Annotated in this window: 21 protein-coding genes; 8 read left to right on the top strand and 13 right to left on the bottom strand. The window is 65.0% G+C overall.

Annotation, left to right across the window (positions count from 1 at the left end; translation table 11 throughout):
- Positions 1-2,763 carry a [protein-PII] uridylyltransferase gene (locus Q4543_RS05130; protein WP_303436699.1) on the top strand — a complete coding sequence of 921 codons (2,763 nt, stop codon included), beginning with the start codon at positions 1-3 and terminating at the stop codon, positions 2,761-2,763.
- A 103-nt stretch (positions 2,764-2,866) separates the two neighbouring features.
- Here the strand turns inward: Q4543_RS05130 and Q4543_RS05125 are convergent, their stop codons facing one another.
- Positions 2,867-3,547: a hypothetical protein gene (locus Q4543_RS05125; protein ID WP_303436698.1), complete on the bottom strand. Its 681-nt coding sequence runs from the start codon at positions 3,545-3,547 to the stop codon at positions 2,867-2,869.
- A gap of 132 nt (positions 3,548-3,679) precedes the next feature.
- Here Q4543_RS05125 and parA point away from each other — a divergent pair, with 132 nt between their 5' ends.
- On the top strand, positions 3,680-4,321 hold the full coding sequence (gene parA, locus Q4543_RS05120) for a ParA family partition ATPase (protein ID WP_216006295.1): 642 nt from the start codon (positions 3,680-3,682) through the stop codon (positions 4,319-4,321).
- A gap of 25 nt (positions 4,322-4,346) precedes the next feature.
- Positions 4,347-5,189, top strand: coding sequence for a DUF6206 family protein (locus Q4543_RS05115; RefSeq protein ID WP_303436697.1), 843 nt, complete (start codon positions 4,347-4,349; stop codon positions 5,187-5,189).
- A gap of 36 nt (positions 5,190-5,225) precedes the next feature.
- On the opposite strand, the gene Q4543_RS05110 is transcribed toward Q4543_RS05115, so the two are convergent.
- The 4 genes from Q4543_RS05110 to fsa form a co-directional block, all read right to left on the bottom strand.
- A complete protein-coding gene (locus Q4543_RS05110) occupies positions 5,226-6,575 on the bottom strand; it encodes a PepSY domain-containing protein (protein WP_303436695.1) in 1,350 nt (449 codons plus the stop codon).
- 66 nt (positions 6,576-6,641) lie between these two features.
- A complete protein-coding gene (locus Q4543_RS05105; RefSeq protein WP_303436694.1) occupies positions 6,642-6,989 on the bottom strand; it encodes a hypothetical protein in 348 nt (115 codons plus the stop codon).
- A 43-nt stretch (positions 6,990-7,032) separates the two neighbouring features.
- Positions 7,033-7,380 carry a hypothetical protein gene (locus Q4543_RS05100; RefSeq protein ID WP_216006291.1) on the bottom strand — a complete coding sequence of 116 codons (348 nt, stop codon included), beginning with the start codon at positions 7,378-7,380 and terminating at the stop codon, positions 7,033-7,035.
- Position 7,381: 1 nt separating this feature from the next.
- Positions 7,382-8,035 carry a fructose-6-phosphate aldolase gene (fsa, locus tag Q4543_RS05095; protein WP_303436693.1) on the bottom strand — a complete coding sequence of 218 codons (654 nt, stop codon included), beginning with the start codon at positions 8,033-8,035 and terminating at the stop codon, positions 7,382-7,384.
- Positions 8,036-8,141: 106 nt separating this feature from the next.
- Here fsa and Q4543_RS05090 point away from each other — a divergent pair, with 106 nt between their 5' ends.
- On the top strand, positions 8,142-10,331 hold the full coding sequence (locus tag Q4543_RS05090) for a primosomal protein N' (protein ID WP_303436692.1): 2,190 nt from the start codon (positions 8,142-8,144) through the stop codon (positions 10,329-10,331).
- Positions 10,332-10,511: 180 nt separating this feature from the next.
- Here Q4543_RS05090 and Q4543_RS05085 read toward each other — a convergent pair whose 3' ends face one another.
- Together Q4543_RS05085 and Q4543_RS05080 are read right to left on the bottom strand one after the other, a co-directional pair.
- Complete coding sequence (locus Q4543_RS05085; protein WP_303436691.1) at positions 10,512-10,862, bottom strand: hypothetical protein; 351 nt, start codon at positions 10,860-10,862, stop codon at positions 10,512-10,514.
- Entirely contained in the window at positions 10,862-12,343 is a 1,482-nt protein-coding gene (locus tag Q4543_RS05080; RefSeq protein ID WP_303436689.1) for an NAD-dependent succinate-semialdehyde dehydrogenase, read from the bottom strand. Before Q4543_RS05080 ends, Q4543_RS05085 begins: the two co-directional genes overlap by 1 nt.
- 81 nt (positions 12,344-12,424) lie before the next feature.
- On the opposite strand from Q4543_RS05080, the gene Q4543_RS05075 reads away from it, so the two are divergent.
- From Q4543_RS05075 to Q4543_RS05060, 4 genes are all read left to right on the top strand, one after another.
- Positions 12,425-13,213, top strand: coding sequence for an alpha/beta hydrolase (locus Q4543_RS05075; protein ID WP_303436687.1), 789 nt, complete (start codon positions 12,425-12,427; stop codon positions 13,211-13,213).
- Between the two features lie 335 nt (positions 13,214-13,548).
- On the top strand, positions 13,549-15,711 hold the full coding sequence (locus Q4543_RS05070) for an esterase-like activity of phytase family protein (protein ID WP_303436686.1): 2,163 nt from the start codon (positions 13,549-13,551) through the stop codon (positions 15,709-15,711).
- Between the two features lie 309 nt (positions 15,712-16,020).
- Positions 16,021-17,112 (top strand): carboxynorspermidine decarboxylase, encoded by a 1,092-nt coding sequence (locus Q4543_RS05065; RefSeq protein WP_303436684.1) that lies wholly within the window; start codon positions 16,021-16,023, stop codon positions 17,110-17,112.
- Positions 17,113-17,160: 48 nt separating this feature from the next.
- The gene (locus Q4543_RS05060; RefSeq protein WP_303436683.1) at positions 17,161-18,405 is read left to right on the top strand and encodes a saccharopine dehydrogenase family protein; all 1,245 of its coding nucleotides are present in this window, start codon (positions 17,161-17,163) and stop codon (positions 18,403-18,405) included.
- A gap of 133 nt (positions 18,406-18,538) precedes the next feature.
- On the opposite strand, the gene Q4543_RS05055 is transcribed toward Q4543_RS05060, so the two are convergent.
- The 6 genes from Q4543_RS05055 to Q4543_RS05030 all read right to left on the bottom strand — a co-directional run bounded on the left by Q4543_RS05055 (position 18,539) and on the right by Q4543_RS05030 (position 23,609).
- Positions 18,539-19,015 carry an Hsp20 family protein gene (locus tag Q4543_RS05055; protein ID WP_303436682.1) on the bottom strand — a complete coding sequence of 159 codons (477 nt, stop codon included), beginning with the start codon at positions 19,013-19,015 and terminating at the stop codon, positions 18,539-18,541.
- Positions 19,016-19,159: 144 nt separating this feature from the next.
- Positions 19,160-19,954 carry a serine protease gene (locus Q4543_RS05050; RefSeq protein WP_303436681.1) on the bottom strand — a complete coding sequence of 265 codons (795 nt, stop codon included), beginning with the start codon at positions 19,952-19,954 and terminating at the stop codon, positions 19,160-19,162.
- A 14-nt stretch (positions 19,955-19,968) separates the two neighbouring features.
- Positions 19,969-20,751: a serine protease gene (locus Q4543_RS05045; RefSeq protein WP_303436680.1), complete on the bottom strand. Its 783-nt coding sequence runs from the start codon at positions 20,749-20,751 to the stop codon at positions 19,969-19,971.
- A gap of 72 nt (positions 20,752-20,823) precedes the next feature.
- On the bottom strand, positions 20,824-22,176 hold the full coding sequence (gene glcF, locus Q4543_RS05040) for a glycolate oxidase subunit GlcF (protein ID WP_303436679.1): 1,353 nt from the start codon (positions 22,174-22,176) through the stop codon (positions 20,824-20,826).
- A gap of 15 nt (positions 22,177-22,191) precedes the next feature.
- Positions 22,192-22,533, bottom strand: a complete 342-nt coding sequence (locus Q4543_RS05035) for a hypothetical protein (RefSeq protein ID WP_303436677.1) — start codon at positions 22,531-22,533, stop codon at positions 22,192-22,194.
- Positions 22,530-23,609 (bottom strand): FAD-binding protein, encoded by a 1,080-nt coding sequence (locus Q4543_RS05030; RefSeq protein WP_303436676.1) that lies wholly within the window; start codon positions 23,607-23,609, stop codon positions 22,530-22,532. Before Q4543_RS05030 ends, Q4543_RS05035 begins: the two co-directional genes overlap by 4 nt.
- Between the last annotated feature and the right edge of the window lie 40 nt (positions 23,610-23,649).

Genomic DNA, 23,649 nt, shown 5'->3' with positions numbered 1-23,649 from the left:
ATGCTTTACCCGATGCCGGAAGACCTCGTCGTTCCGGCATCGGAGATCTTCGATCTGCCGACCATCCGCGCCGCGCTTCTTGCCGCCGCCGATGACGACGCAACCGAAACGAGCATGCGCGCCGCCGCCGTGCGCATCCTGTCTCAGGCCGGCAAGGACGGGCGCGATGCCATCGCCGCCGGTTTTGCCAAGCGCCCCCATGCCGCCTTTCCGACCACCGAAGCCTATGCTTGGCTGACCGATTGCGTCGTGCGGCTGGTGTTTGAACTGGCCACGACGCGCCTGCATCCCAAGGGCGGCAAGCCGGCGGGCGAAAAGCTGACGGTGCTGGCGGTCGGCGGCTACGGGCGCGGCGAAATGGCGCCGTTTTCCGATGTCGATCTGCTGTTCCTGACGCCGAACAAGATCACCGCCTGGGCCGAGAGCGTCATCGAGTCGATGCTCTACATCTTCTGGGATCTCAAGCTGAAGGTCGGTCACGCCTCGCGCACCATCAAGGATTGCCTGCGGCTTGGCGCTGAAGATTACACCATCCGCACCGCCATGCTGGAAACCCGCTTCGTGACCGGCCACGAACCGCTGGCCCGCAAACTGGAATCCCGCCTGCAGAACGAGTTGTTCAAGGGTTCCGAGCGGGCCTTTGTCAACGCCAAGCTCGCAGAGCGCGCGCAGCGGCTCAAGAAGCAGGGCCTGCGCTACGTGGTCGAGCCCAACGTCAAGGAAGGCAAGGGCGGCCTGCGCGATCTGCAATCGCTGTACTGGATCACCAAGTACATCCATCATACCGACGACGTGCAGACGCTGGTCAATCTCGGTGTCTTCCGGCGCGAGGAATACACCACCTTCATGCGCGCCGAGGAATTCCTCTGGGCGACACGCTGCCATCTGCACCTGTGTTCGGGCCGTGCGGTCGAGCAGCTGACCTTTGACATGCAGGTCGAGGTGGCCGAGGCCATGGGCTATTCCGACCGGGGCGGGCGCCGCGCGGTGGAATGGTTCATGCAGGATTATTTCCGCCATGCCACGGCGGTCGGCGATCTGACCCGCATCTTCCTGACGGCGCTCGAGGCCGAGCACCAGAAAGACGCCCCGCTGCTGCAGCGCATGTTCAAGCGCCCGCCCAAGGTGCGCGAGGGCTATCACATCGTGCACAACCGCCTTGCGCTGACCGATCCCACCGCCTTCATGTCCGACAAGCTGAACATGCTGCGGATCTTCGAAGAAGGGCTGCGCACCGGTCTGTTGCTGCACCCCGATGCCATGCGCCTGATCAAGGCCAACCTGCACCTGATCGACGACGACATGCGCAACAACAAGGAAGCGCGGCGCATCTTCATCGACCTGCTGCTCAAGCACGGCAATCCCGAACGCTCACTGCGGCGGATGAACGAGCTTGGCGTGCTCGGCACCTTCATCCCCGAATTCGAACCCATCGTGGCGATGATGCAGTTCAACATGTATCACGCCTATACGGTCGACGAGCATACCATCCAGTGCATCGCCACGCTCAGCTCGATCGAACATGGCGATCTGGTCGAGGAACTGCCCGTCGCCTCGACGATCCTGCGCGAAGGGGTGAACCGCAAGGTTCTGTACATCGCGCTGATGCTGCATGACATCGGCAAGGGCCGCGACGAGGATCACTCGGCGCTCGGCGCGCTGATCTCACGCAAGGTGGCGCCGCGGCTGGGGCTGACCAAGCCCGAATGCGCCACGGTGGAATGGCTGATCCGCTATCACCTGCTGATGTCGGACATGGCGCAGAAACGCGACATCGCCGATCCCCGCACGGTGCGCGATTTCGCCAAGGCGGTGCAGACCCGCGAGCGGCTCGACCTGCTGACCGTGCTGACGGTCTGCGACATTCGCGGCGTTGGTCCGGGCACGTGGAACAACTGGAAAGCCACTTTACTCAGAGCGCTCTACCGCCAGACCCGGCGGGCTCTGGAAGACGGTCTCGAGGCGCTGAACCGCGAAAATCGTGGCGCCGAGGCCAAGAAGGCGCTGCGCGAGGCGCTGGATGGCTGGGATCAGAAGGATCTGCGCGCCGAAACCGCGCGCCATTACGACCCCTATTGGCAGGGGCTGCATGTCACCGCCCATGTGGTCTTTGCCGGGCTGCTGAAGAACATCAGTAATGACGAGATCCGCATCGACATCCACCCCGACGATGATCGCGACGCCACGCGCGTGTGCTTTGCGCTTGCGGACCACCCGGGCATCTTCTCGCGGCTTGCGGGGGCGTTGTCGCTGGTCGGGGCGAATGTGGTCGATGCGCGGACCTTTACCTCCAAGGATGGCTACGCGACGGCGGCGTTCTGGATTCAGGACATGGATGGCTCGCCCTTCGAGCAAAGCCGCCTGCCGCGCCTGCGCGACATGATCGGCAAAACCCTGAAGGGTGAGGTCAAGCCGCGCGAGGCGATCCATGCCAAGCTGAAGTTCAAGAAGCGCGAGCGGGCGTTCTCGGTGCCGACCTCGATCACTTTCGACAACGAGGGGTCGGAAATCTACACCATCATCGAGGTCGACACCCGTGACCGTCCGGGGCTTTTGTACGACCTGACGCGCACCCTGTCGGAAAGCAATGTCTACATCGCCTCGGCGGTGATCGCGACGTATGGTGAACAGGTGGTGGACACGTTCTACGTCAAGGACATGTTCGGGCTGAAGTTCTACACGCCGTCCAAGCAAAAGACGCTGGACCGGCGGATGCGCGCCGCCATCGAGGAAGGCAAGCAGCGGGCCCGCGACAACGAATAAAGGATGGGCATCGGGCCGTTGCGGGGCACCCCGCGGCGGCCTGTCTTGGTGACTGAATTGCGAGCGGCCATTTCCCTGCCGACGCAGCTGACAGACAAAGCTGCTAGAATTCGTTCCATAGGCCAAAGGTCAGGCCCATGGTTTCGTCTTCGATGAGCCCCCAGCTGCCGCCCAGCTGCGCTGACAGGCTGCGATAGATCGGCACCACAAGCGAGGCTTCGATCTTGGCATCGGGCGCGCGCAGGTAGGGCTTGCCGGTCTGAAGCTGCGCCATCACCTTGAAATCCTTTGGAAGGTTGAGGCCAAAGGTCATATCCAGCTTGAAATCCGGCGCGCGGGTCTGCACCGGGATCTCGGCCAGTGCGTCCGCCGCCAGCCAGCCATGTTTCCAGCCATAGCCCAGCATCAAGCCGGGGCGCAGCACGGTCTGCCCTTCGATCCGGCCAAAGCCCAGCTCGGCGGCGATCTTCAGTGGCCGATCATCGGCGCGCAGCGGATAGCGCAGAAAGGCGATGTCCTTGCCGGTTCCATAAAGCGGGCGGCCGATGTCGAGCCCCAGCGTGATCTTTTCGCTCGGCCCGTATTCGACATAGACAGAGCTGTAGCGATCGCTCGGCGCGGCAGACACCCATGTTTCGCGGTCTTGCGGCCACGACAGCCGCACCAGGCCACTGGCGAACCACGTGCCCTTTTCACGCGGCCATGCCCCGGCCTGCACGCTGCCGCCGGGGGCCGCACACAGGCCGGCCAGCAGTGCCAGCATCCATGTCACCCGATTTCGCATTGCCCGACCCTTGTCACGCCTCACCATCATGCGTTCACCTTGGTTAACGTCACGTTAAATCTTATGCCAAGCCCACTGGACGGGCGCAGCGGAAGGCTTATGCTGCGGATGAAAATAGGGTAGGGGGCAGGTATGGCGGGTTCGGTAATCACGGTGGCGCAGCAAAAGGGCGGGTCGGGCAAGACCACGCTGTCTGCCAACCTCGCCGTCGGAATGCGCCGGTTGGGCAAGACGGTGGCGCTGATCGACACCGATCCTCAGGGCAGCCTTGGGCGCTGGTTCATGACCCGGCTCGAACTGGCCCCCGAAGAGGTCGAGGGCATGGAATTCGCCACCTCCTCGGCATGGGGGATCACCTATGAATGCCGCAAGCTGGCCGATCGCTATGATCTGGTGATCATCGACACGCCGCCCAAGGCCGACAGCGATCTGCGCCCGGCGCTGCGCATCGCCAATCTGGTGATCGTGCCGGTGTCGATGAGCCATCTCGACCTGTGGGCGACGGAAAGCGTGCTGGATCTGGCCCATCGCGAAAGCCGCGAGGCGCTGATGGTGCTCAACCGCACCCGCCCCGGCACGCGCCTGTCGGCCGAGATCACCGAGGCGGCGCAAAAGATGCACGCCCGTATCGCCACCGCGCAATTCGCCAACCGCGTCGGCTATGCCGAGGCGTTCGGCCATGGGCTCAGCGCCGCCGAGGGCCGCAAGACCCCCGCCCGTGACGAGGTCGAAGCGCTGTCTACAGAGGTGGCACAGATCCTTGCAAACGGGTAGACCGGGCCGACAAGGAGTGCCCGTGATGACCGATCTGACCCAACTTGCCGAAACCATCCGCCTGCATGAGGTGGCACAGGGCCAGCCGATTTCGCGCCTTGGATATTTCTGCGCGCCGTTCCGCCCCGCCTCGGGGCCGTTTTCCGACAAGGTGATCAAGGTCTATCGCGGCCTGCCCGACGCCGCCGCGCTGGACCGGCTGGCACAGGCGCATGACGATTATGTCGCCGCGCTGCGTCAATGCGGCGTGCCGCTGCCCGAGACGGAATTTCACCTGCTCGACGCGCCGGGGGGGCGCTTTCCCGTCATCGTGCAGAATGCCCTGCCCGAAAGCGCCCTGATGCGCCCCCGAATCCAGCGCGAAAGTCGCGAGGCGACGCTGGCGATGATGGAGGCCGCCGGGCAGGTCATCGCCCGGTTCTGGAATGCCGCCGACGCGATTGCCCCTCGCATCGGCTTTCACCCCTCAATTCGCAATTTCGCGGTGCTGGAGGATGAGGCGATCTTTTACGACACCTTCCCGCCGCTGATCGGCTATTCGCGCGAAGAGATGGGCCGGATGCTGCTGCTGTTTTCGGAAAAGCGGCTGATGCGCTGGGTCGGGCCGCTGATGCGCGCCCGTGTCACCGGCATTCAGGATGAATGGTACAGCGCGCCCGAAACGCTGGTGGGGCTGGTCGGCTCGGCCTGTCGGCTGCGGCCGGAACATGCGCAGGCCTATCTTGACTGGGGCCGTGAGTTTGCCGCGCGCGAGATGCCGCGCTGGGCGGATGAGGCCATCGCCGGAATGCATTTGCCGCCGAAGCTGCCCGGCTACTGGACAGGCTTTCGCAAGCTGCTGGGCTTGCAGGGCGAACCCAACGTCTGAAAACGGCGTCCGGGAAGGCCCCGGACGCCAGAGATGTCAGGCCGGTTGTCGGCGCCGCGTGGTGAATACCAGCGCGATCTCGACAGCCGCGAGCAGCAGCATCGTCAGGCCGACCAGCGGAAAGAACAGCCCCGCCGCCAGCGCCATCACCAGCAAGCCGCGCGGAATGCGCCAGTCGGCGGGCACTTGCGGCACGCCAAGCGCGCCCGAGGGGCGGCGTTTCCACCACATCGTCGCCGCCGACACGCACAGCCCGACCATGGCAAGGCAGACCAGCAGCAGCCCTAGCTGGTTCACCAGCCCCCATTCCTGCCCCATATGCACGCTGATCCCCCATTCGGCCCAACGCCCGAGCGTGCCAAGATCGGCCAGCCCTGCGTCGTACAGCACCGCGCCGCTGTACTGATCCAGATGGATCACCCGTTCATAGGTGATGTCATCGGGATAGACCGAGGCGGTGAACACCCCGGTCTCACCGCTTGGCATGCTGACCGAATAGCCCGGAACGATCCCCAAGGCTTCGACCCGCGCGACCACGCTGTCCAATGCCAAAGGCACGCCAGCGGTGGTTTCGGACAGCGGCATCGGCTGGTTTTCCATGATCCACGGCGCGCGATCGACCACATCCTTGACCGGCACCGTCGAGACTGGCTTGTTCGACCAGTAGCCATCGGGCATCCCCAGCCCCAGCGCATAGGCGCTGTCGTAGAATTTCGGCCCCCAGACGGCGGACCACGGCAGCCCGGTCATCGCGAGAAACACGATGAAGCCACCGACATACAGCCCCGTCACCGCGTGCAGGTCGCGCCACAGCGGCCGCCCCCGCTTTGCCTTGACGGTGACGGTGCCAAGATTGCGCCCGCGCGGCAACCACAGATAGATGCCGGTGCCGACCAGCAGCACCATCCAACCGGCGGCGGCCTCGATCAGCCAATTGCCGAGCCAGCCGACATATTCCAGCGAATGCAGCTTGCGCACGACGTACATCGCCGGGCTGCCAGAGGCTCCGGCATCCCACAGCGTGCCCAGCACCGCGCCGCTATAGGGATCGACATAAACCGTATCGCGCAGCCCGTCCTCGCCCAGAATGTCGACCTCGGCGCTGCGATCCGGGGCGCTGGGCGGCGTATAGGCCTTGAGCGTGCCGGGATGTTCCCCCAGCGCCGAGGCGACAAGCTGCGAGGGCGCAAGGGGGCTGCCCGCGGCTTCGACAAAACGCAGCGGCGCATGGGCGGCGTCGTTGATCTCGTCCTTGAAAAGATAGATGCCGCCGGTGATCGCGAGGATCAGCATAAAGGGCAGGACGATCAGCCCCGCGATGAAATGCCAGCGCCAGACAGCACGATAGAGCGCGGCAGTGGCCGCACGAGGGGTGTTTTCGGTCATGAATCCATTCCGATTGGCCCGCCGGTTCGAGGCGGGCAATATACAAAAGAGCCAGATGCGTTGCAGTCAGGCCGACGCGGGGGGCGCTCTTGGGGAATGGTTCGGGTTGCGGGCCTGCGCGGCGCGCCACAGATCGTCGCCGCGCCGCCATCTGTCATGCGCGCGCAGCAGCGTGGTGACATCGGCCCGCGCAAGGCGTGGCGCCTCTGGCAGGCCATGGCAGAGCGGGCAGTGATGCTCGGCGTGGGCCATCTCGCCGCAAAGCTCGATGTCCGAAAGGCCAAGCGCCAAGGCCTGCGCTTCGAGCTGAAGTGTGGCGCGGTCGGGGGCCATCATCGCCGACGACACGACGCTCGACATGCTGAACAGCAAGGCGAGGGCAAGGGCGAACACAGATGTCAGCCGCGGTGTCATCACACAGCTATGACATTTCGTGAGCGGTTCGGGAAGCGCGGCGTCAGCAGCTTTCTTCGAGATAGGCGAAAAGCGGCCCGGTCATCGGTTCTGGCAGCGCAGCGGCGAGGCAGTCGCGCAGCAGCGGCCATTCCTCTGGCAGCTCGCGGATGGTTTCGCGCAGGTCCATCATCACGCCGCGCGCGCCGCGCGACAGCAGCCCGTCTTCGTCGCCGCTGGACAGGGCGTCATCGAGCATGTCGTCGAATGCCTCGCCGAAATCTTCGGGCGAGGCGCGGTAGAGTTCCTGCTGACAGGTCTGATAGGCAAGGATCAGCGCGCGCTTTTCCAGCAGGCTGAGGCCCGATTCAACCTGCCGGATGGATCGCGGTGTGCCCTTGCCCCAGCCCATCTCAGACGATCTTGATGCCGGCGGTCTCGGCATCCGTCAGAAAGGCGGTAAGGCCCTTGTCGGTCAGAACATGGCTGGCCATCGCCTTGATGACAGCAGGCGGCGCGGTGGCCACATCGGCCCCGATCTTGGCACACTCCGACATGTGGTTGGCCGAACGGATCGAGGCCGCAAGGATCTGCGTCTCGTAGCCGTAATTGTCATAGATCCGCCGGATGTCGGCGATCAGTTCGAGCCCGTCGATGTTGATATCGTCCAGCCGCCCGACGAAGGGCGAAATGAACGTCGCCCCCGCCTTGGCCGCCAGCAGCGCCTGATTGGCCGAAAAGCACAGGGTGACGTTGACCATGCGCCCTTCGGAAGTCAGGGTCTTGCAGGCGCGCAGCCCGTCCAACGTCAGCGGCACCTTGATGGCGATGTTCGGGGCGATCTCGGCAAGGACGCGGCCTTCCTCGAGCATGGTCTCGTAATCTGTGGCGACGACTTCGGCCGACACCGGGCCATGCACCAGATCGCAGATCTCGCGGATGACCTCGATGATGTTGCGGCCGGATTTGGCGATCAGCGAGGGGTTCGTGGTGACACCATCGACCAGCCCCAGCGCGATCAGGTCGCGGATGTCATCGACATTGGCGGTGTCTACGAAGAATTTCATTCGCTGCGGCCCTCCCGGCCAAGCTTGGCATTCGGATTTTGCTGTCATACCCCATGCAGGGGCAGGCCGAAAGGGCTGCCTTACGTGCGCAGATGGAAAGGGCCCCATGGATTCGTTCTTCGAAGAAGGCAGCCTCGTCGCGGTTCTGACAACCCAGCCGCTGGATCGGACGCTGGATTACAAGGCGCCTGCGGGCGGCTGTTTCGAGGGCGCCTATGTCGAGGTGCCGCTTGGCCCGCGCAAGATCATGGGCGTGGTCTGGGGGCTGGGACGGGGCGATTTCGATATCGCGAAGGTGCGATCGGTAATCCGGGTGCTTGACGTGACCCCGATGCAAGCCGAGCTGCGCGAGTTCCTTCAGCGCGCGGGCGATTACACGTTGACGCCGATGCCAGCGATGCTGCGGCTTGCCACCCGCGCGCCGGGGCTGTCCGAGGCGCCCTCGCTGCGCAAGATCTATCGGCTTGGCGATGTCGAACCCGACCGGATGACCGATCCGCGCCGCCGCGTGCTCGAGGTGCTGCGCGAGATCGGCGGGCTGGCCTATACGCTGGGCGAACTGGCAGAGGCCGCGGGCGTGACGTCATCGGTGATCAAGGGGCTGGCGAAGCAAGGTGCGGTGCGCGAGGAAGAGGCCCCGCGCGATGTGGCTTTTGCCCGGCTCGACCCCGAACGCGGCGGCAAGACGCTCACCGCCGATCAGGAGGCGGCGGCGCAGGTGCTGCGCGAGGCGATCGCCTCGGGGCGCTATGGCACCACCTTGCTGAAAGGCGTCACCGGCTCTGGCAAGACCGAGGTCTACCTTGAAGCGGTGGCGGCCTGCCTGCGCAAGGGGCGTCAGGCGCTGGTCCTGCTGCCGGAAATCGCGCTGACGGCGGAATTCCTGACACGGGTCGAGGCACGCTTTGGTGCGCGCCCGGCGGAATGGCATTCCGGGGTCACCATGACCGAACGGCGGCGGGTGTGGAAACAGGTGTCGCAGGGGGGCGCGCAGCTGGTGGTCGGCGCTCGCTCGGCGCTGTTCCTGCCGTTTCGCGATCTTGGGCTGACCATCGTCGATGAAGAACATGACACCTCGTACAAACAGGAAGAAGGCGCTTTGTACAACGCCCGCGACATGGCGGTGCTGCGTGCTTCGATCTGCGCGGGGCAAGTGGTGCTGGCCTCGGCGACGCCGTCGCTGGAAAGCTGGGCCAACGCGGATGCGGGCAAGTACCGGCGGCTGGATCTGGTGTCGCGCTTTGGCGCGTCGGTGATGCCCGAGATGGGCGCGATCGACATGCGCGGGCAAGAACTGCCCTCAAATCGCTGGGTGTCGCCGGCGCTGGCGGCGCAGGTGCGGGCGCGGCTGGAAAAAGGCGAGCAGGCGATGCTGTTCATCAACCGGCGCGGCTATGCCCCGGTGACGATCTGCCGGGCCTGCGGCCACCAGATCGGATGTCCCCATTGCGACGCGCGCATGGTCGAACATCGTTTCCTTCAGCGGCTGGTCTGCCACCAGTGCGGCGAGACCATCCCCAAGCCCTCGGAATGCCCCGAATGCCATGCCGAAGACAAGCTGGCCGCCGTCGGCCCCGGTGTCGAACGGCTGGCCGAAGAAGCCGCCGAGCTGTTCCCCGAGGCGCGGCTGGCGGTGCTGTCGTCGGATCTGTTCGCCTCGGCGCGGGCGCTGAAGGACGAGATCGAAAAGATCGCCAGCGGCGGCGCTGACATCATCATCGGCACGCAGCTTGTGGCCAAGGGGCACAACTTTCCCCACCTGACCCTTGTCGGAGTGATCGACAGCGATCTCGGGCTACAGGGCTCGGATCTGCGGGCGGCAGAGCGGACGTTCCAACTGATGCGGCAGGTGGCCGGGCGCGCCGGGCGGGCGGAAAAACCCGGCACGGCGCTGATGCAGACCTTTCAGCCCGAACACCCGGTGATCCGGGCGATCCTGTCGGGCGACGAGGAAGATTTCTGGAAAGCCGAAGCCGAAGAGCGCCGCGCCGCCGGAATGCCCCCATACGGCAGGCTCGCCGGGATCATCCTGTCTTCGACCGAGGCACAGGAGGCATTCGACCTTGGCAACGCCTTGGCGCGGCAGGATGGGCCGCTCCGCCGGGTCGGCGCGCAGGTCTATGGGCCCGCGCCTGCACCAATCGCAAGAGTACGTGGCCGCCACCGGGTCCGGCTTCTGGTGAAAGCACCAAAGGGCGCGGCGCTGCAACCCGCGCTCACGGCATGGGCCGCCCAGTTCCGGCTGAAGGGCGAGCTGCGCATGGCGATCGATATCGACCCGCAGAACTTTTTTTGAGTCGTGGCGCCTTTCTCTTTTTGTTGCAGGGGGCTCTGCCCCCGCCCTTCGGGCCCCCCGGGATACTTTGGGCCAGAAGAAACCAAGGCGCAGCGCCTTGACTTCATCTTGCCAGATAAACTCCCGCCGGAGGCATCCGGCAGTGAAGCTGGCGCGGCAGTGGGCAGTCGGGTGATGCTGTCAGGCCCGGCCGAGCCAGAGCTTGTATTGCAGCCGGGCACCTGCGCGGCGCGCGAGGGTCAGCTTATCGACGAGAAGCCGGAAGGCGCAGGCGGGGTTGTGGTGATCCTCCCAATTGCTTCCCGGGGCGTCGGCGCCGAGGATTTCCCAATCAGTATCGCGGGGGGGTTCGTGAAGGGTCAGGGCTGACGCTTCCATCAGCCGAACGCCGTAGCCGCGCATCAGCGCGTAGCGGGCGAGGCTTTCGGCCTGCAGGGCCGAAAGCCAGGGGGTGCCCGCGCCGGTTTGGCCGGCGCTCAGCCACGCATCGAGCGTGGGGCGCGGCGAAGGAGCCGGCGCGGGGTTTGTCATCACACGCTCAGGCAGACGTATTTCAGCTCGAGGTAATCCTCGATGCCGTGGTGGGAGCCTTCGCGGCCAAGGCCGGATTGCTTGACGCCGCCGAACGGCGCGCCTTCGGTCGAGATGATGCCGGTGTTGACGCCGACGATGCCGTATTCCAGCGCCTCCGCGACCTTGTAGACGCGGCTCAGGTCCTTGGCGTAGAAATACGACGCAAGCCCGAAGATCGTGTCATTGGCCAGCTCGATCACGTCCTCTTCGGTCTCGAACTTGAACAGCGGTGCCAGCGGGCCGAAGGTTTCATCGGTCGAGAACAGCATCTCGCGGGTGGCCCCGGTGACGATGGTCGGTTCGATGAAATTGCCCGTCCCCTGAAGCACATCGCCGCCGCCAAGAATCACGCTCGCGCCTTTTTCCTTTGCGTCTGCGATGTGTTGCTGCACCTTGTCGATGGCCTTGGGGGTGATCAGTGGGCCAAGATCGGTGCCCTCTTCCAGCCCGTCGCCGACCTTCATCTTCGACACGGCGTCCTTGAGCTTTTCGGCGAAGGCGTCATAGACGCCGGCCTGCACATAGATCCGGTTGGCGCAGACGCAGGTCTGGCCGTTGTTGCGGAACTTGCACATGATCGCGCCCTGCACCGCGGCATCCAGATCGGCATCGTCGAACACGATGAACGGCGCGTTGCCGCCCAGTTCCATCGAGCATTTCTTCACCTGATCGGCGGCCTGGGCCAGCAGGATGCGCCCGACGCCGGTCGAGCCGGTGAAGGTCAGCTTGCGCACCTTGGGGTTCTCGCAGAATTCCTTGCCCACTTCGGAGGCGCTGTCCGAGGGCAGCATGTTGAGCACGCCCGCCGGAATGCCCGCGCGGTCGGCCAGCACGGCCAGCGCCAGCGCCGACAGAGGCGTCTCAGATGCAGGACGCCCAACAAAGCTGCACCCGGCGGCCAGCGCGGGCGCGGCCTTGCGGGTGATCATCGCGTTGGGGAAGTTCCACGGCGTGATCGACGCTGCCACCCCGATCGGCTGCTTCATCACCATGATCCGCTTGTCGGGCTGGTGGCCGGGGATGGTTTCGCCGTAGATGCGCTTGGCTTCTTCGGCGTAGAATTCGATGAAGGACGCGCCGTAGGCGATCTCTCCGGCGGCCTCTGCCAGCGGTTTGCCCATCTCGGCGGTCAGGATCGTGGCAAGGTCTTTCTGGTTCGCCATGATCAGGTCGAACCACTTGCGCAGGATCTGGCTGCGCTCTTTGGCGGTGCGGGCGGCCCAGGGTTTCTGCGCGGCATAGGCACCGTCGATGGCACCGGCGATCTGCGCGCGCGACAGATTCGCCACTCGCGCGATGACATCCCCGCGCGCCGGATTGGTCACGTCGAATTCGCCGTCCGCGCCAGTGATCCATTCACCGTTCACATAGGCTTTGGTCTGCAAGAGAGTGGGATCGTCCAGCAGCGAAGGGAGATTGGTTGCGGTCTGGTCGAGCATGGCATCCTCTTCGAAATTGATTTCTGCGCTGGGCAGAACAGGTGTGTTCGAAGAAGTCTAGCGCCATCACGGGGAAATACCATGGATCTGAGCGACTCCTACGCCAACGGACGCTACATTGCGCAGGCGGAGGACTACCCGCCGCGCTGGGCCGGGGCTGCGGCCTGCTTTCGCAAGGCAATGGCGCTGAGCGGGCGGTTGCGCGAGGGGCTGTCCTATGGCCCCGCCGGGCGCAACCGGTTCGATCTGGTGCTGCCAAAAGGCTCTGCGGCGGGGCTGGTGGTCTTTGTGCATGGCGGCTACTGGATGAAATTCGGGCGGGCCGACTGGACCCATCTGGCCGGCGGCGCGGTGGCGCGCGACTGGGCGGTGGCGCTGCCATCTTACGAGCATTGCCCGCAGGTCCGGATTTCCGACATCACCCGGCAGATCGCCGACGCAATCACCGCAGCGGCGGTCGAGGTCTCTGGCCCAATCCGACTGGCCGGGCACAGCGCCGGAGGCCATCTTGTGGCGCGGATGCTGGCAGGCGGCCTGTTGCCGGACGCGGTGGCCGGGCGGCTGGCGCATGTGATGCCGATCTCGCCGCTGTCCGACCTGCGCCCGCTGTTGCAGACCGACATGAACGCGACCCTGGGGCTGGATGCCGCCGAGGCCGAAGCGGAGAGCCCGGTTTTGATGCCGCAGCCCATGGTGCCGGTCACCGCCTGGGTTGGCGGCGACGAACGCCCCGCCTTCATCGATCAGGCGCGCTGGTTGTCGCAGGCCTGGGGCTGCGGGCTGGTGATCGACGAAGGCCGCCACCACTTCAACGTCATTGACGGGCTGGCGGCGCCGGATAGCGCGATCACCGACCGGCTGCTCGGCTAGGCCTCGGGCGAGGCTTCTGGGCGGGCAGGGCGCCCGCCTGCCTGTCACGCCCGGCGGCGGATCACCGCAATCCCGAAAAGCCCGAGGCCCAAATCCCAGATTGCCGCCCGGCCGCCCCAAACAGGCGCGCCGCTGTCGATGGTGACGTTGAAATCGTTGACGCCGGTCTTCGGAACGGCGGTTCGGGCCGCAATAGGGTGGCAGTGTGACACGGCGCCAATCCAGGGGCGATCCGGCGTGAAAATGCACCTGTCGCCGGACCGTCACGGAACCGTCGCGAGATCGTTACGCGCCGGGTCCAATGGCTGCAGCGGACACTTGGATAGGGGATACCCATGACACTGCGCACGATCTGCCTGACTTCTGCGCTCGCGCTGACGGCGTCGGCTGCCGCCGCCGAGATGAACTTCAATCGCATCGCGTCGTTTGCCACGCCGGACAACATGGCCGATGGCGAAGACAGGGGCCGCGTCACCTCGGCCGAGATCATCTACGCCACCGAAGATGGCAACACGCTGGTCTATACCGACAGCCCGTTGGGGGTGATCGGGCGCATCGACATCACCGATCCCGCCATGCCCAAGCCGCTGGGCAATATCGACATGGGCGGCGAGCCGACCTCGGTCGCCATTGCCGGCACCACGGCATTTGTCGGCGTGAACACCTCGGAGAGCTTCACCAATCCGTCGGGCAAGCTGGTGGTGCTGGATGCGTTGTCGGGCGAGCTTGCCGGAGAATGCGACCTTGGCGGGCAGCCGGATTCAGTGGCGCTTTCGCAGGATGGCAGCTTTGTCGTGATCGCCATCGAAAACGAGCGTGACGAAGACCTCGGCGATGGCCGGGTCGGGCAGATGCCAGCGGGCTATGTCACCATCTTCGACGTGGCCGGTGGCATGGCGCAATGCGACAGCATGGTGACGGCCGATGTCACCGGCCTCGCCGAGATCGCCCCCGAAGACCCCGAACCCGAATTCGTCGACGTCAACGGGCTGGGCGAAATCGTCGTGACCATGCAGGAAAACAACCACATCGTGGTGCTGACGAAGTCAGGCGAGGTGTTGTCGCATTTCTCTGCCGGGGCAGTGGATTTGGAAGGCATCGACGCGACCGATGAACGCGCGGCGCTGCTCTTTACCGAAAGCCAGCCGGGCCGCCTGCGCGAGCCGGATTCGGTGCAGTGGATCGATGACGACCATTTCGCCACCGCCAACGAAGGCGACATGGATGGCGGCTCGCGCGGTTTCACGATCTTCGCCAAGGACGGCACCGTGGTCTATGAATCGGGCGCGGATTTCGAAAAGGCGGTGATCGAGGTCGGTCATTACCCGGACAAGCGTTCCGATGCCAAGGGCGCCGAACCCGAAGGGCTGGAATTCGCGACCTTCGACGGCACGCCCTACCTGTTCGTGATGTCTGAACGCGGCTCGGTGGTCGGCGTCTACGACGTGAGCGATCCTGCAGCCCCGGTGCTGACACAGATGCTGCCCTCTGGGATCGCGCCAGAAGGCATCGTGGCGATCCCGTCGCGGGGCCTAGTGGCAACCGCCAACGAGGAAGACCTTGTGGAAGACGGCGGCGTGCGCTCCCATGTCATGGTCTACGACTACACGGACGGCGCGGCGCAATACCCGACGCTGACCTCGCAAGGCGCGGACGAGCTGATCGGCTGGGGCGCGATCTCGGGCATGGTCGCGGGCGATGACGGCATGATCTACGCGGTCAACGACAGCTTCTACGGCTTCCAGCCGACGATCTTCACCATCGACCCGTCGCAGACCCCGGCACGGATCACCAAGGCGCTGCGCGTCAGCCGTGGTGGCTATCCGGCGCAGAAGCTCGATATGGAAGGCATCACAACCGACGGGCAGGGGGGCTTCTGGATCGCCTCCGAAGGCCGCTCGGACCGGCTGGTGCCGCATGCGCTGTATCACGTGGACGCCCAGGGCGTGATCACGGACGAGATCGGCCTGCCCGCCGAGTTGCTCGCAAACGAGGTGCGCTTCGGTTTCGAAGGCATCACGATGATCGACGGCACGCTGTGGATGGCGATGCAGCGCGAATGGGGCGACGATCCCAAGGATCACGTCAAGCTGCTGTCCTACTCCCCGGACACCGGAGAATGGGGCGCGGTGCTCTATCCCAAGGCATCCCCGGAGAAGGGTTGGACAGGCCTCTCCGAAATCACCGCCCATGGCGACCACGTTTATATCGTCGAGCGCGACAACCAGATTGGCGCGGCCGCAGTGACCAAGAAAATCTACCGCGTATCCGTCGCCGACCTCAAGCCCGCCGCGCTTGGCACTGACCTGCCTGTGGTGTCCAAGCAAGAGGTTCGCGATCTGATCCCTGATTTGAAAGCGTGGGGCGGCTACGTCGTCGACAAGGTCGAAGGCATGGCGATTACGGATGACGGCACCGTCTACGTCGCAACCGACAACGATGGCGTTGATGACAGCTCCGGTGAGACCTTCTTCTGGTCCTTCAAGCTGAACAATTGATCTTTAGAGAAAAAGGGGCGGGGGCCGAAAGGTGCCCGCCCAGTCCGGATGCCCCACCCGGCCAAAATGCCCGGCCTGCCTCCGGCGGGAGTTTTTCTGGCAAGATGAAGGCAAAGCGCCGCGCCCCTCCTTCATCTTGCCAGATAAACTCCGGGGGGAGCCGAAGGCGGGGGGCTGGCCCCCCTCAGACTTCAAAGTCCGTTTTTTCCGGTCGATCATTGCGGGACGCGGTCAGGCACGCTAAATGGCGTCCCTGCATCGGACTGGACGATGCATCCCCGTCCCGACCCCAAACGAGGCCCGACGCGCATGCAGACGCCCTATTACCTGATCGACAAGTCCCGACTTCTTCCGAACATGGAGAAGATCGCCCGGCTGCGCGAGCAGTCCGGTGCCAAGGCGCTGCTGGCGTTGAAATGCTTTGCGACCTGGTCGGTTTTCGACATGATGGCCGAGTACATGGACGGGACCACCTCCTCCTCGCTGTTTGAGGTCAAGCTGGGGCGCGAGAAATTCCCCGGCGAGACCCATGCCTATTCCGTTGCCTGGGCGCCCCATGAGATCAACGAGGTGCTGGCGTCTTCCGACAAGGTCATCTTCAACACCGCCCAGCAACTGGCACGTTTCGAAGAGATCAGCCGTGATCACATACGCGGCCTGCGCGTGAATCCCGGTGTTTCGACCTCCGGCTTCGATCTTGCAGACCCGGCACGGCCGTTCTCGCGTCTTGGCGAACACACACCCGAGGATATCGAGCCTGTCATCGACCTTGTCAGCGGGTTCATGTTCCACAACAATTGCGAGAATGCCGATTTCACCCGTTTCGACGCGATGCTCGGCATGATCGAGCAGCGCTTTGGCCATCTGATCCGTCGCATGGACTGGATCAGCCTTGGCGGCGGCATCCATTTCACCGGCGCGGATTATCCGTTGGACGCCCTGGCCGAGCGGCTGAAACGCTTTGCAGGCGAAAACGAGGTGCAGGTCTATCTCGAGCCCGGCGAGGCGGCGATCACCAACTCCACCACGCTTGAGGTCAGCGTTCTAGACACGCTTTACAACGGCAAGAACCTTGCCATCGTCGACAGCTCGATCGAGGCGCATATGCTCGACCTGCTCATCTACCGCGAAAGCGCCAAGATGCTCGAGGATGGCGAACAGGAGTGGATGATCTGCGGTAAATCCTGCCTTGCGGGCGACATCTTCGGCGAATTCCGCTTTCCCAAGGCGTTGCAGCCAGGCGACCGGCTCTCCATCCAGGATGCCGCCGGCTACACCATGGTCAAGAAAAACTGGTTCAACGGGGTGCAGATGCCATCCATCGCCATCCGCGAGCTGGACGGGACCGAACGGCTTGTGAAAGCTTTCACCTACGACGATTTCGCGGCTGCCCTGTCGTGATCTGCCTGCGCCCGCAAACGGCGCCTCATCATCCAAGGGGGTTCTGACTTGAAGAAGAACGTTCTCATCATCGGCGCCGGCGGCGTCGCCCAAGTGGTCGCGCATAAATGCGCCCAGAACGCCGATGTGCTGGGCGAGCTGCACATCGCCAGTCGCACCAAGTCCAAATGCGAGGCCATCATCGCATCGGTGCGCGCCAAGGGTCATGACTGTGCCTTTACCGCCTATGCGGTCGATGCCACCCAGATCCCGGAGGTCGCGCAGCTGATCCGCGACACCGGTGCCCAGATCGTCATCAACGTTGGCACTGCCTTTGTGAACATGCACGTGCTGGATGCCTGCATCGACACCGGCGCCGCCTACATCGACACCGCCATCCATGAAGAGCCGGAAAAGATCTGCGAAACCCCGCCCTGGTACGCCAATTACGAATGGAAGCGCCGCGAGAGCTGCGCCGAAAAGGGCGTGACCGCGATCCTCGGTGCCGGGTTCGACCCGGGCGTGGTCAATGCCTATGCGCGCTTTGCCATCGACCAGATGGACGAGGTCAAAAGCATCGACATCGTCGATATCAACGCCGGCAGCCACGGCAAGTATTTTGCCACCAATTTCGACCCCGAGATCAACTTCCGCGAATTCACCGGCACGGTCTACTACTGGGAAGACCAGCAGTGGAAGGAAACCTCGATGTTCGCGTCGGGCCATGAATGGGATCTGCCCGTCGTCGGCCCGTCCAAGGCCTACCAATCCGGCCATGACGAGGTGCACAGCCTCGCCACCAACTACCCTCAGGCGGATGTGCGCTTCTGGATGGGCTTTGGCGATCACTATATCAACGTCTTCACCGTGCTGAAGAACATCGGCCTGCTGTCCGAAAAGCCGGTCACCACCGCCGAAGGGCAAGAGGTCGTGCCGCTCAAGCTGGTCAAGGCCTGTCTGCCGGACCCGGCCAGCCTCGCGCCCGACTACACCGGCAAGACCTGCATCGGCGATCTGGTCAAAGGCACCAAAGACGGCAAGGACATCGAGCTCTTCGTCTACAACGTTGCGGACCACAAGGATGCCTACACCGAAGTCGGCAGCCAAGGCATCTCCTACACTGCCGGCGTGCCGCCGGTCGCCGCCGCCATGCTCGTCGCGACCGGCGAATGGGACGCCAAGACCATGAAGAACGTCGAAGAACTCGACCCCAAGCCCTTCTTCACCCTGCTCGATCGCATCGGCCTGCCGACCCGTGTCATCAAGGGCGGCCTCAAGGGCGAAGACATGGCCTGGACCGACTACACCGGCTGACAGAGGCGCCGCGCCCGGGCTTCTTCTGGCTGAAAATATCCCGGGGGTCCGGGGGCTGGCCCCCGGCCGACCTCACAAATAGCAAAAAGCCCCGGCCAATGCCGGGGCTTTCCAACTCTCAGACCTGCATGGCTCAGTTCACCGACGAGCCATCCACCACATCCTGCGCAATCGCCGGATGGCTAGAGGCTCGGGCGATCTCGATCCGGCGCGGTTTCAGCGCTTCGGGGATCTCGCGCTTGAGGTCGATGTGCAGCATGCCGTGCTCATGTACGGCACCGGTGACACGCACATGGTCGGCAAGGGTGAAGCGGCGCTCAAAGGCGCGGGTGGCGATGCCACGATGCAGGTAAGTCTTGCCCTCATCTTCTTCGGCCTTGCGGGCCGAAACCACCAGCTGCTGTTCCTTCAACTCGACCGACAGGTCGCTGTCGGCAAAGCCCGCCACGGCGATCGAGATCCGCCACGCATCCTCGGCGGTCTTCTCGATGTTGTAGGGCGGGTAGCTCGGCTGCGGTGTGTCGCTGGCAAGCGTGCGGTCCATCATGTCGGCGATCTGATCGAAACCGACAGTGGCGCGGTAGAGCGGGGCGAAATCAAAATGACGCATGGGGTATCCTCCGTAAAGCGAAACCATGGTGTGATGCGCCTTCCCTTCAGGGACAGGCGACTGAGTGAGCCGGGGCCCGATCATCGGCACCCCGGTCAGGCGAATCTGGGAACGGGAAATCGGGGTTTCAAGACCCTGCTAGCGTCACGGCGTCACGAAACGCGCTGTCATGCCGGACCGATCACTGCCCAGAGTGATCCGCCGGGCGCCGGCGCTGACCGGAGGGCGGCTGCCATCCCGGCTCAGTCGCGCCGACAGGCCCGATACCAGCGCGGGCAGGCTGGGCCCGTAGGCCTCGCCGCTGCCGGTGATCGACGAGACCACCGACAGGATGCGCAGCCGCCCGTCTTCGCGCACGAACACCGGCGCGCCGGACGAGCCGAAGATCACGTCGCAGTCAAATCCCAGAATGCCGTCCTGATACTCTCGCGTCAGCGCGCAGTCACGCTGGCGCGACAGCACCTCTTCGCGGCCCCGGCCATAAGAGGCGACCGACAGCGGTGTTCCGGGATCTGCGGCAACGTGAATGCGAAAGGCGTCGGCCTCGGCGCTCGACAGCGGGCTGTCTAGTCGCAGCAGCGCCACGTCAGACGCGACGGCCTCGGCGCTGGTCGCGCGGCCCTTGGCCGCCATAAGCGCAGCGTAGCGGTCTGGCACCACCCAGCGCAGAACCCGCCGCGCGGCGATCTGCTGGCCGCGATGATAGCCCGCGCGAAACACCATGCGGGCGCTGTCACGCGGTGTGCCGGTATCGGTATCATAGACGCAATGCGCCGCGGTCAGCACCGTATCGGGCGAGATCAGCGCCCCGCTGCAAAAACCGCCGCCAAGATCCAGCCGCCCGACGCCTTCCCAGCCCAGCAGCGCGCCGCGACTGTCGAGCACATCGAACACCGCGCCCTGCTGCGCCTGCGCGCCAGAGGCAGAAAGCGCCAGCATCAGCGCGACAGATCTCAGGGCGTTATGAATTTTGCCCCCGTTTCCCGGCGCGCCCCTGCATCCAGCGACAATCGCACCGAATCAAGACTCAGCTCCTCGTACAAGACGTTCAGAGAGCCGGACAGCTCGGTGCCAAGCGACACCTCGCGCCCCAACGCCCGTGCCTTGGCCGAGATCACCGACACGATGCGCGGCTCGCCGTCGACAAAGGCGAACACCGGCGAGCCGGAACTGCCGAAATCCACAGGGCAGGACAGCACGAGCATCTGCGCCTCCTTTGCCAGCACCTGACAGAGACCTTGCAGCGACGGCGCTTCGGAGCGGTCATGCGCATAGGACACAACGCTGAGATCCGCGCCCTTCGACGGGGCCGGGGCCAGCCCGAACGGGGTGATCGTGGTGTTGCGGATCGGCAGCTGCAATTCGATCAGCGCAAGGTCGTGGCGCACCCGTTCGGTCTTTTCGCTGGCGTCGTACACATAGTCGGGATGGGCGACGGCGCGGCGCACCCGCCGATAGGCGGCGGCCCGCCCACTGCGCCAGCCTGCCAGAAACTGGATCTGGTCCACCGGCACCGGCGCGCCGGTTGTCACGTCATACAGGCAATGCGCGGCGGTCAGCACCAGATCCGGCGCGATCAGCGCACCGGTACAGAATGCCTTGCTGGCCAGCTCTAGTCGGCCAACGGCCTCCCATGCGCGCCCGTCCTCGCGGCTGCCCATCGAGAACAGCCCGCCATCGGCGGATGCCGCCACAGGCAGGCACGCCGCCAGCAATAAGCACAGAAGTCGCCGCATGGAATCCCCCGATCGCGCGCTTGAATAGTGGGCTGATATGGCGAAATTGCGGCGGTGCGTTGCAAGGCTGCGTCAGTCGTTCACAAGCGCGCGCGGCTTGGGCCCCCCCGTCGCCCAGTCGAGCAGCTCGACCGTATGCACCACCGGCACGGCTGTGCCCGACCCGATCTGCATCATGCAGCCGATGTTTCCAGCGGCGATGATGTCGGGGGCCTTGGCCTCCAGCGTGCGCAGCTTGCGCGCCTTGAGCTGTCCCGAAATCTCGGGTTGCAGCAGGTTGTAGGTTCCGGCGCTGCCGCAGCACAGGTGGCTGTCGGCGGGCTCGACCACCTCGAACCCGGCGGCGCGCAGCAGCGCCTTGGGGTGATCCTTGATCTTCTGCCCGTGCTGAAGCGAACAGGCGGCGTGATAGGCGACGCGGATGGCGCCCGTTGTCGGCCGCTCGGGGGCAATGTTGATCCCGGCGATCTCGTCGCGGGCCTGATTGCGGGGCGCCGCCGGGGCCTCTGGCATCAGCTTTGCCAGCAGTTCCGAAATGTCACAGGCCAGCGCCGAGACCTGCGCCGCCTCTTCCGCCAGCGCTTCGGTGCGGAACATATGACCGTAATCCTTGACCGTGGTGCCGCAGCCCGAGGTGTTGATGACGATGGCATCCAGCCCCTTGCCAGCCTTCTCGGCCATCCATGCGCGGATGTTGGCGGCGGCAGAGGCGTGGCTTTCGGCCTCGCGCCCCATGTGATGGGTCAGCGCGCCGCAACAGCCCGCGCCCTTGGCCACCACCACCTCGCAGCCCAAACGGCGCAGCAGGCGGATGGTGGCATCGTTGATGTCGGTGTTCAGCGCCTTTTGCGCACAGCCGGTCATCAGCGCAACGCGCATCTTCGGCGCGGTTTGGGGTGCAAAGCTTTGCGGGTCGTCATTGCGCGACACCGGGGGGATGCGCTTGGGGGCCATTTCAAGCATGGCGCGCAGCCGCGGATCAGGCAGAAACCGGGCAAGGGGCCGCGCGACCTTGGCGCCCAGCAGCGCCAGCCGGAACCGCCCGGGGTAGGGGATGATCCGCGCCAGAAGCCAGCGCAGCGCCCGGTCGGAAAACGGCCGCTTGTAGCGCTTTTCGATATAGGCGCGGGCGTGGTCGACAAGATGCATGTAATGCACCCCCGACGGGCAGGTGGTCATGCAGGCAAGACAGCTCAGGCAGCGGTCGATGTGCTTGACGGTGCGCGCATCTGGCTCGCGATCATTCTCGAGCATGTCCTTGATCAGGTAGATCCGGCCCCGCGGCGAATCCAGCTCGTCTCCGAGCACCTGATAGGTCGGGCAGGTGGCAGTGCAAAAGCCGCAATGCACACAAGCGCGCAGGATCTCGTTGGCGCGGGCGGTGCCGGGGTCGGCCAGTTGCGCGTCGGTAAAGGTGGTCTGCATGTCGCGAACCTCTGGTCAGGGAACAAGGCTGCGGGCGGTGGCGAGCCCGAACCAGGGAAGGGTGGTGGCCAGCAGGCCAATGATCATGGTCCAGCGCTGCCGCGCCGTGCCCAGCCTGCGCCGCGTGGTCACCGCCAGCAGCGCCAACGCCAGAACCCAGGCCAGCCACAGCATGGCCAGTGCGCTCAGCATCCAGCCGCCAGCCTGCATCAGCAGCGCGGCCACCACGCTGGCCACCGTGGCCAGCGCCAATGACAAAAGCACGCGCAACGAGTTGCCGTATTGCAGCAGCAGCGCAAACAGCAGCGGCCCGGCCACGAAACAGGTCACAAAGACCGCGAGGGCCGGAGCGCTCATGCCATGAGACCGGGGTTGAGAATGCCCCTCGGGTCGAACCGCGCCTGCAGCCCCTTGGCAATCGCCGCAACGGCCTCCGGTTGCGGCGCAAAACGTGGTTGCGAGGCGCCGCGCACCAGCGTGGCATGGCCGCCGATCCCGGCCAGCGCTGCACGGGCATCGGTTCCGGTGGGCAGCAACGCCCAGACCAGCCCGCCACCCCAATCCAGCAGCAGATCGCCGCCCAGCCGCGCGGCCACCTCGGGCGCATCCGACGGCTTGCACGAAATCCGCCAGACATCGCCGGCGCGGCCATGAAACGGCGCAACGTCACGAATGCCGCGCCAAGCCTCTTCAACCACCACTACGTCACGCTCGATCCGCCCCGCCAGCAATGCCTGCAGCCGCTCGGCGCGATAGTCAACGCTGCCCTCGAAGCCCTCGATGCGCAGCAAGGTCCGCCCGGCCAGCGGATCATGCGCCGCCCCGGTCACATCGAACGCCGAGCCAAGCGCCCGCGACATCGCCGCCACCGCCTCGGCCACCGAAAGCCCCTCAAGCACCAGCATCGCCTGCGCGGCGGGCTTGGGCAGCACCTTGAACGCCACCTCGGTCAACACCCCGAGCGTGCCGAAACTGCCCGCCATTAGCTTCACTAGGTCATAGCCGGTGACATTCTTCATCACCCGCCCGCCATTGGACACCACGCGCCCCGCGCCATCGACAAACCGCACGCCCAGCATGTAATCCCGGCAGGCCCCCGCCTGAATGCGCCGCGGCCCCGAAACATTGGCCGCTGCCATGCCGCCAACGGTCGGAACGCCCTCGCTCTCAAGCAGGCCGCGCGCATCCATCGGCTCGAACGGCAGGCGTTGATCCGCGCCCTCAAGCACCGCCTCCACCTCTGCCAGCGGCGTGCCAGCCTTCGCCACCAGGGTCAGCGCCCCCGGCTCGTGCAAGACGATGCCCGACATCCCGCCGGTCTGCAGAACCTCGCCTGCGCCGCTCAACCCGCGCGTGCCGCCGCCGCAGATCCGCACAGGCCCACCTGCCGAGGCAATCATCCCGGCCAGTTCGTCTTCGCTCGATGGTTTCATGTTTCTTCTGGCCTCAAATATCCCGGGGGGAGCCGTAGGC

Source organism: Salipiger sp. 1_MG-2023, assembly GCF_030547555.1.
Classification (GTDB): domain Bacteria; phylum Pseudomonadota; class Alphaproteobacteria; order Rhodobacterales; family Rhodobacteraceae; genus Salipiger.
Note: the sequence above shows the minus strand (reverse complement) of the source record. Positions and strands in the feature narration are given on the sequence as shown.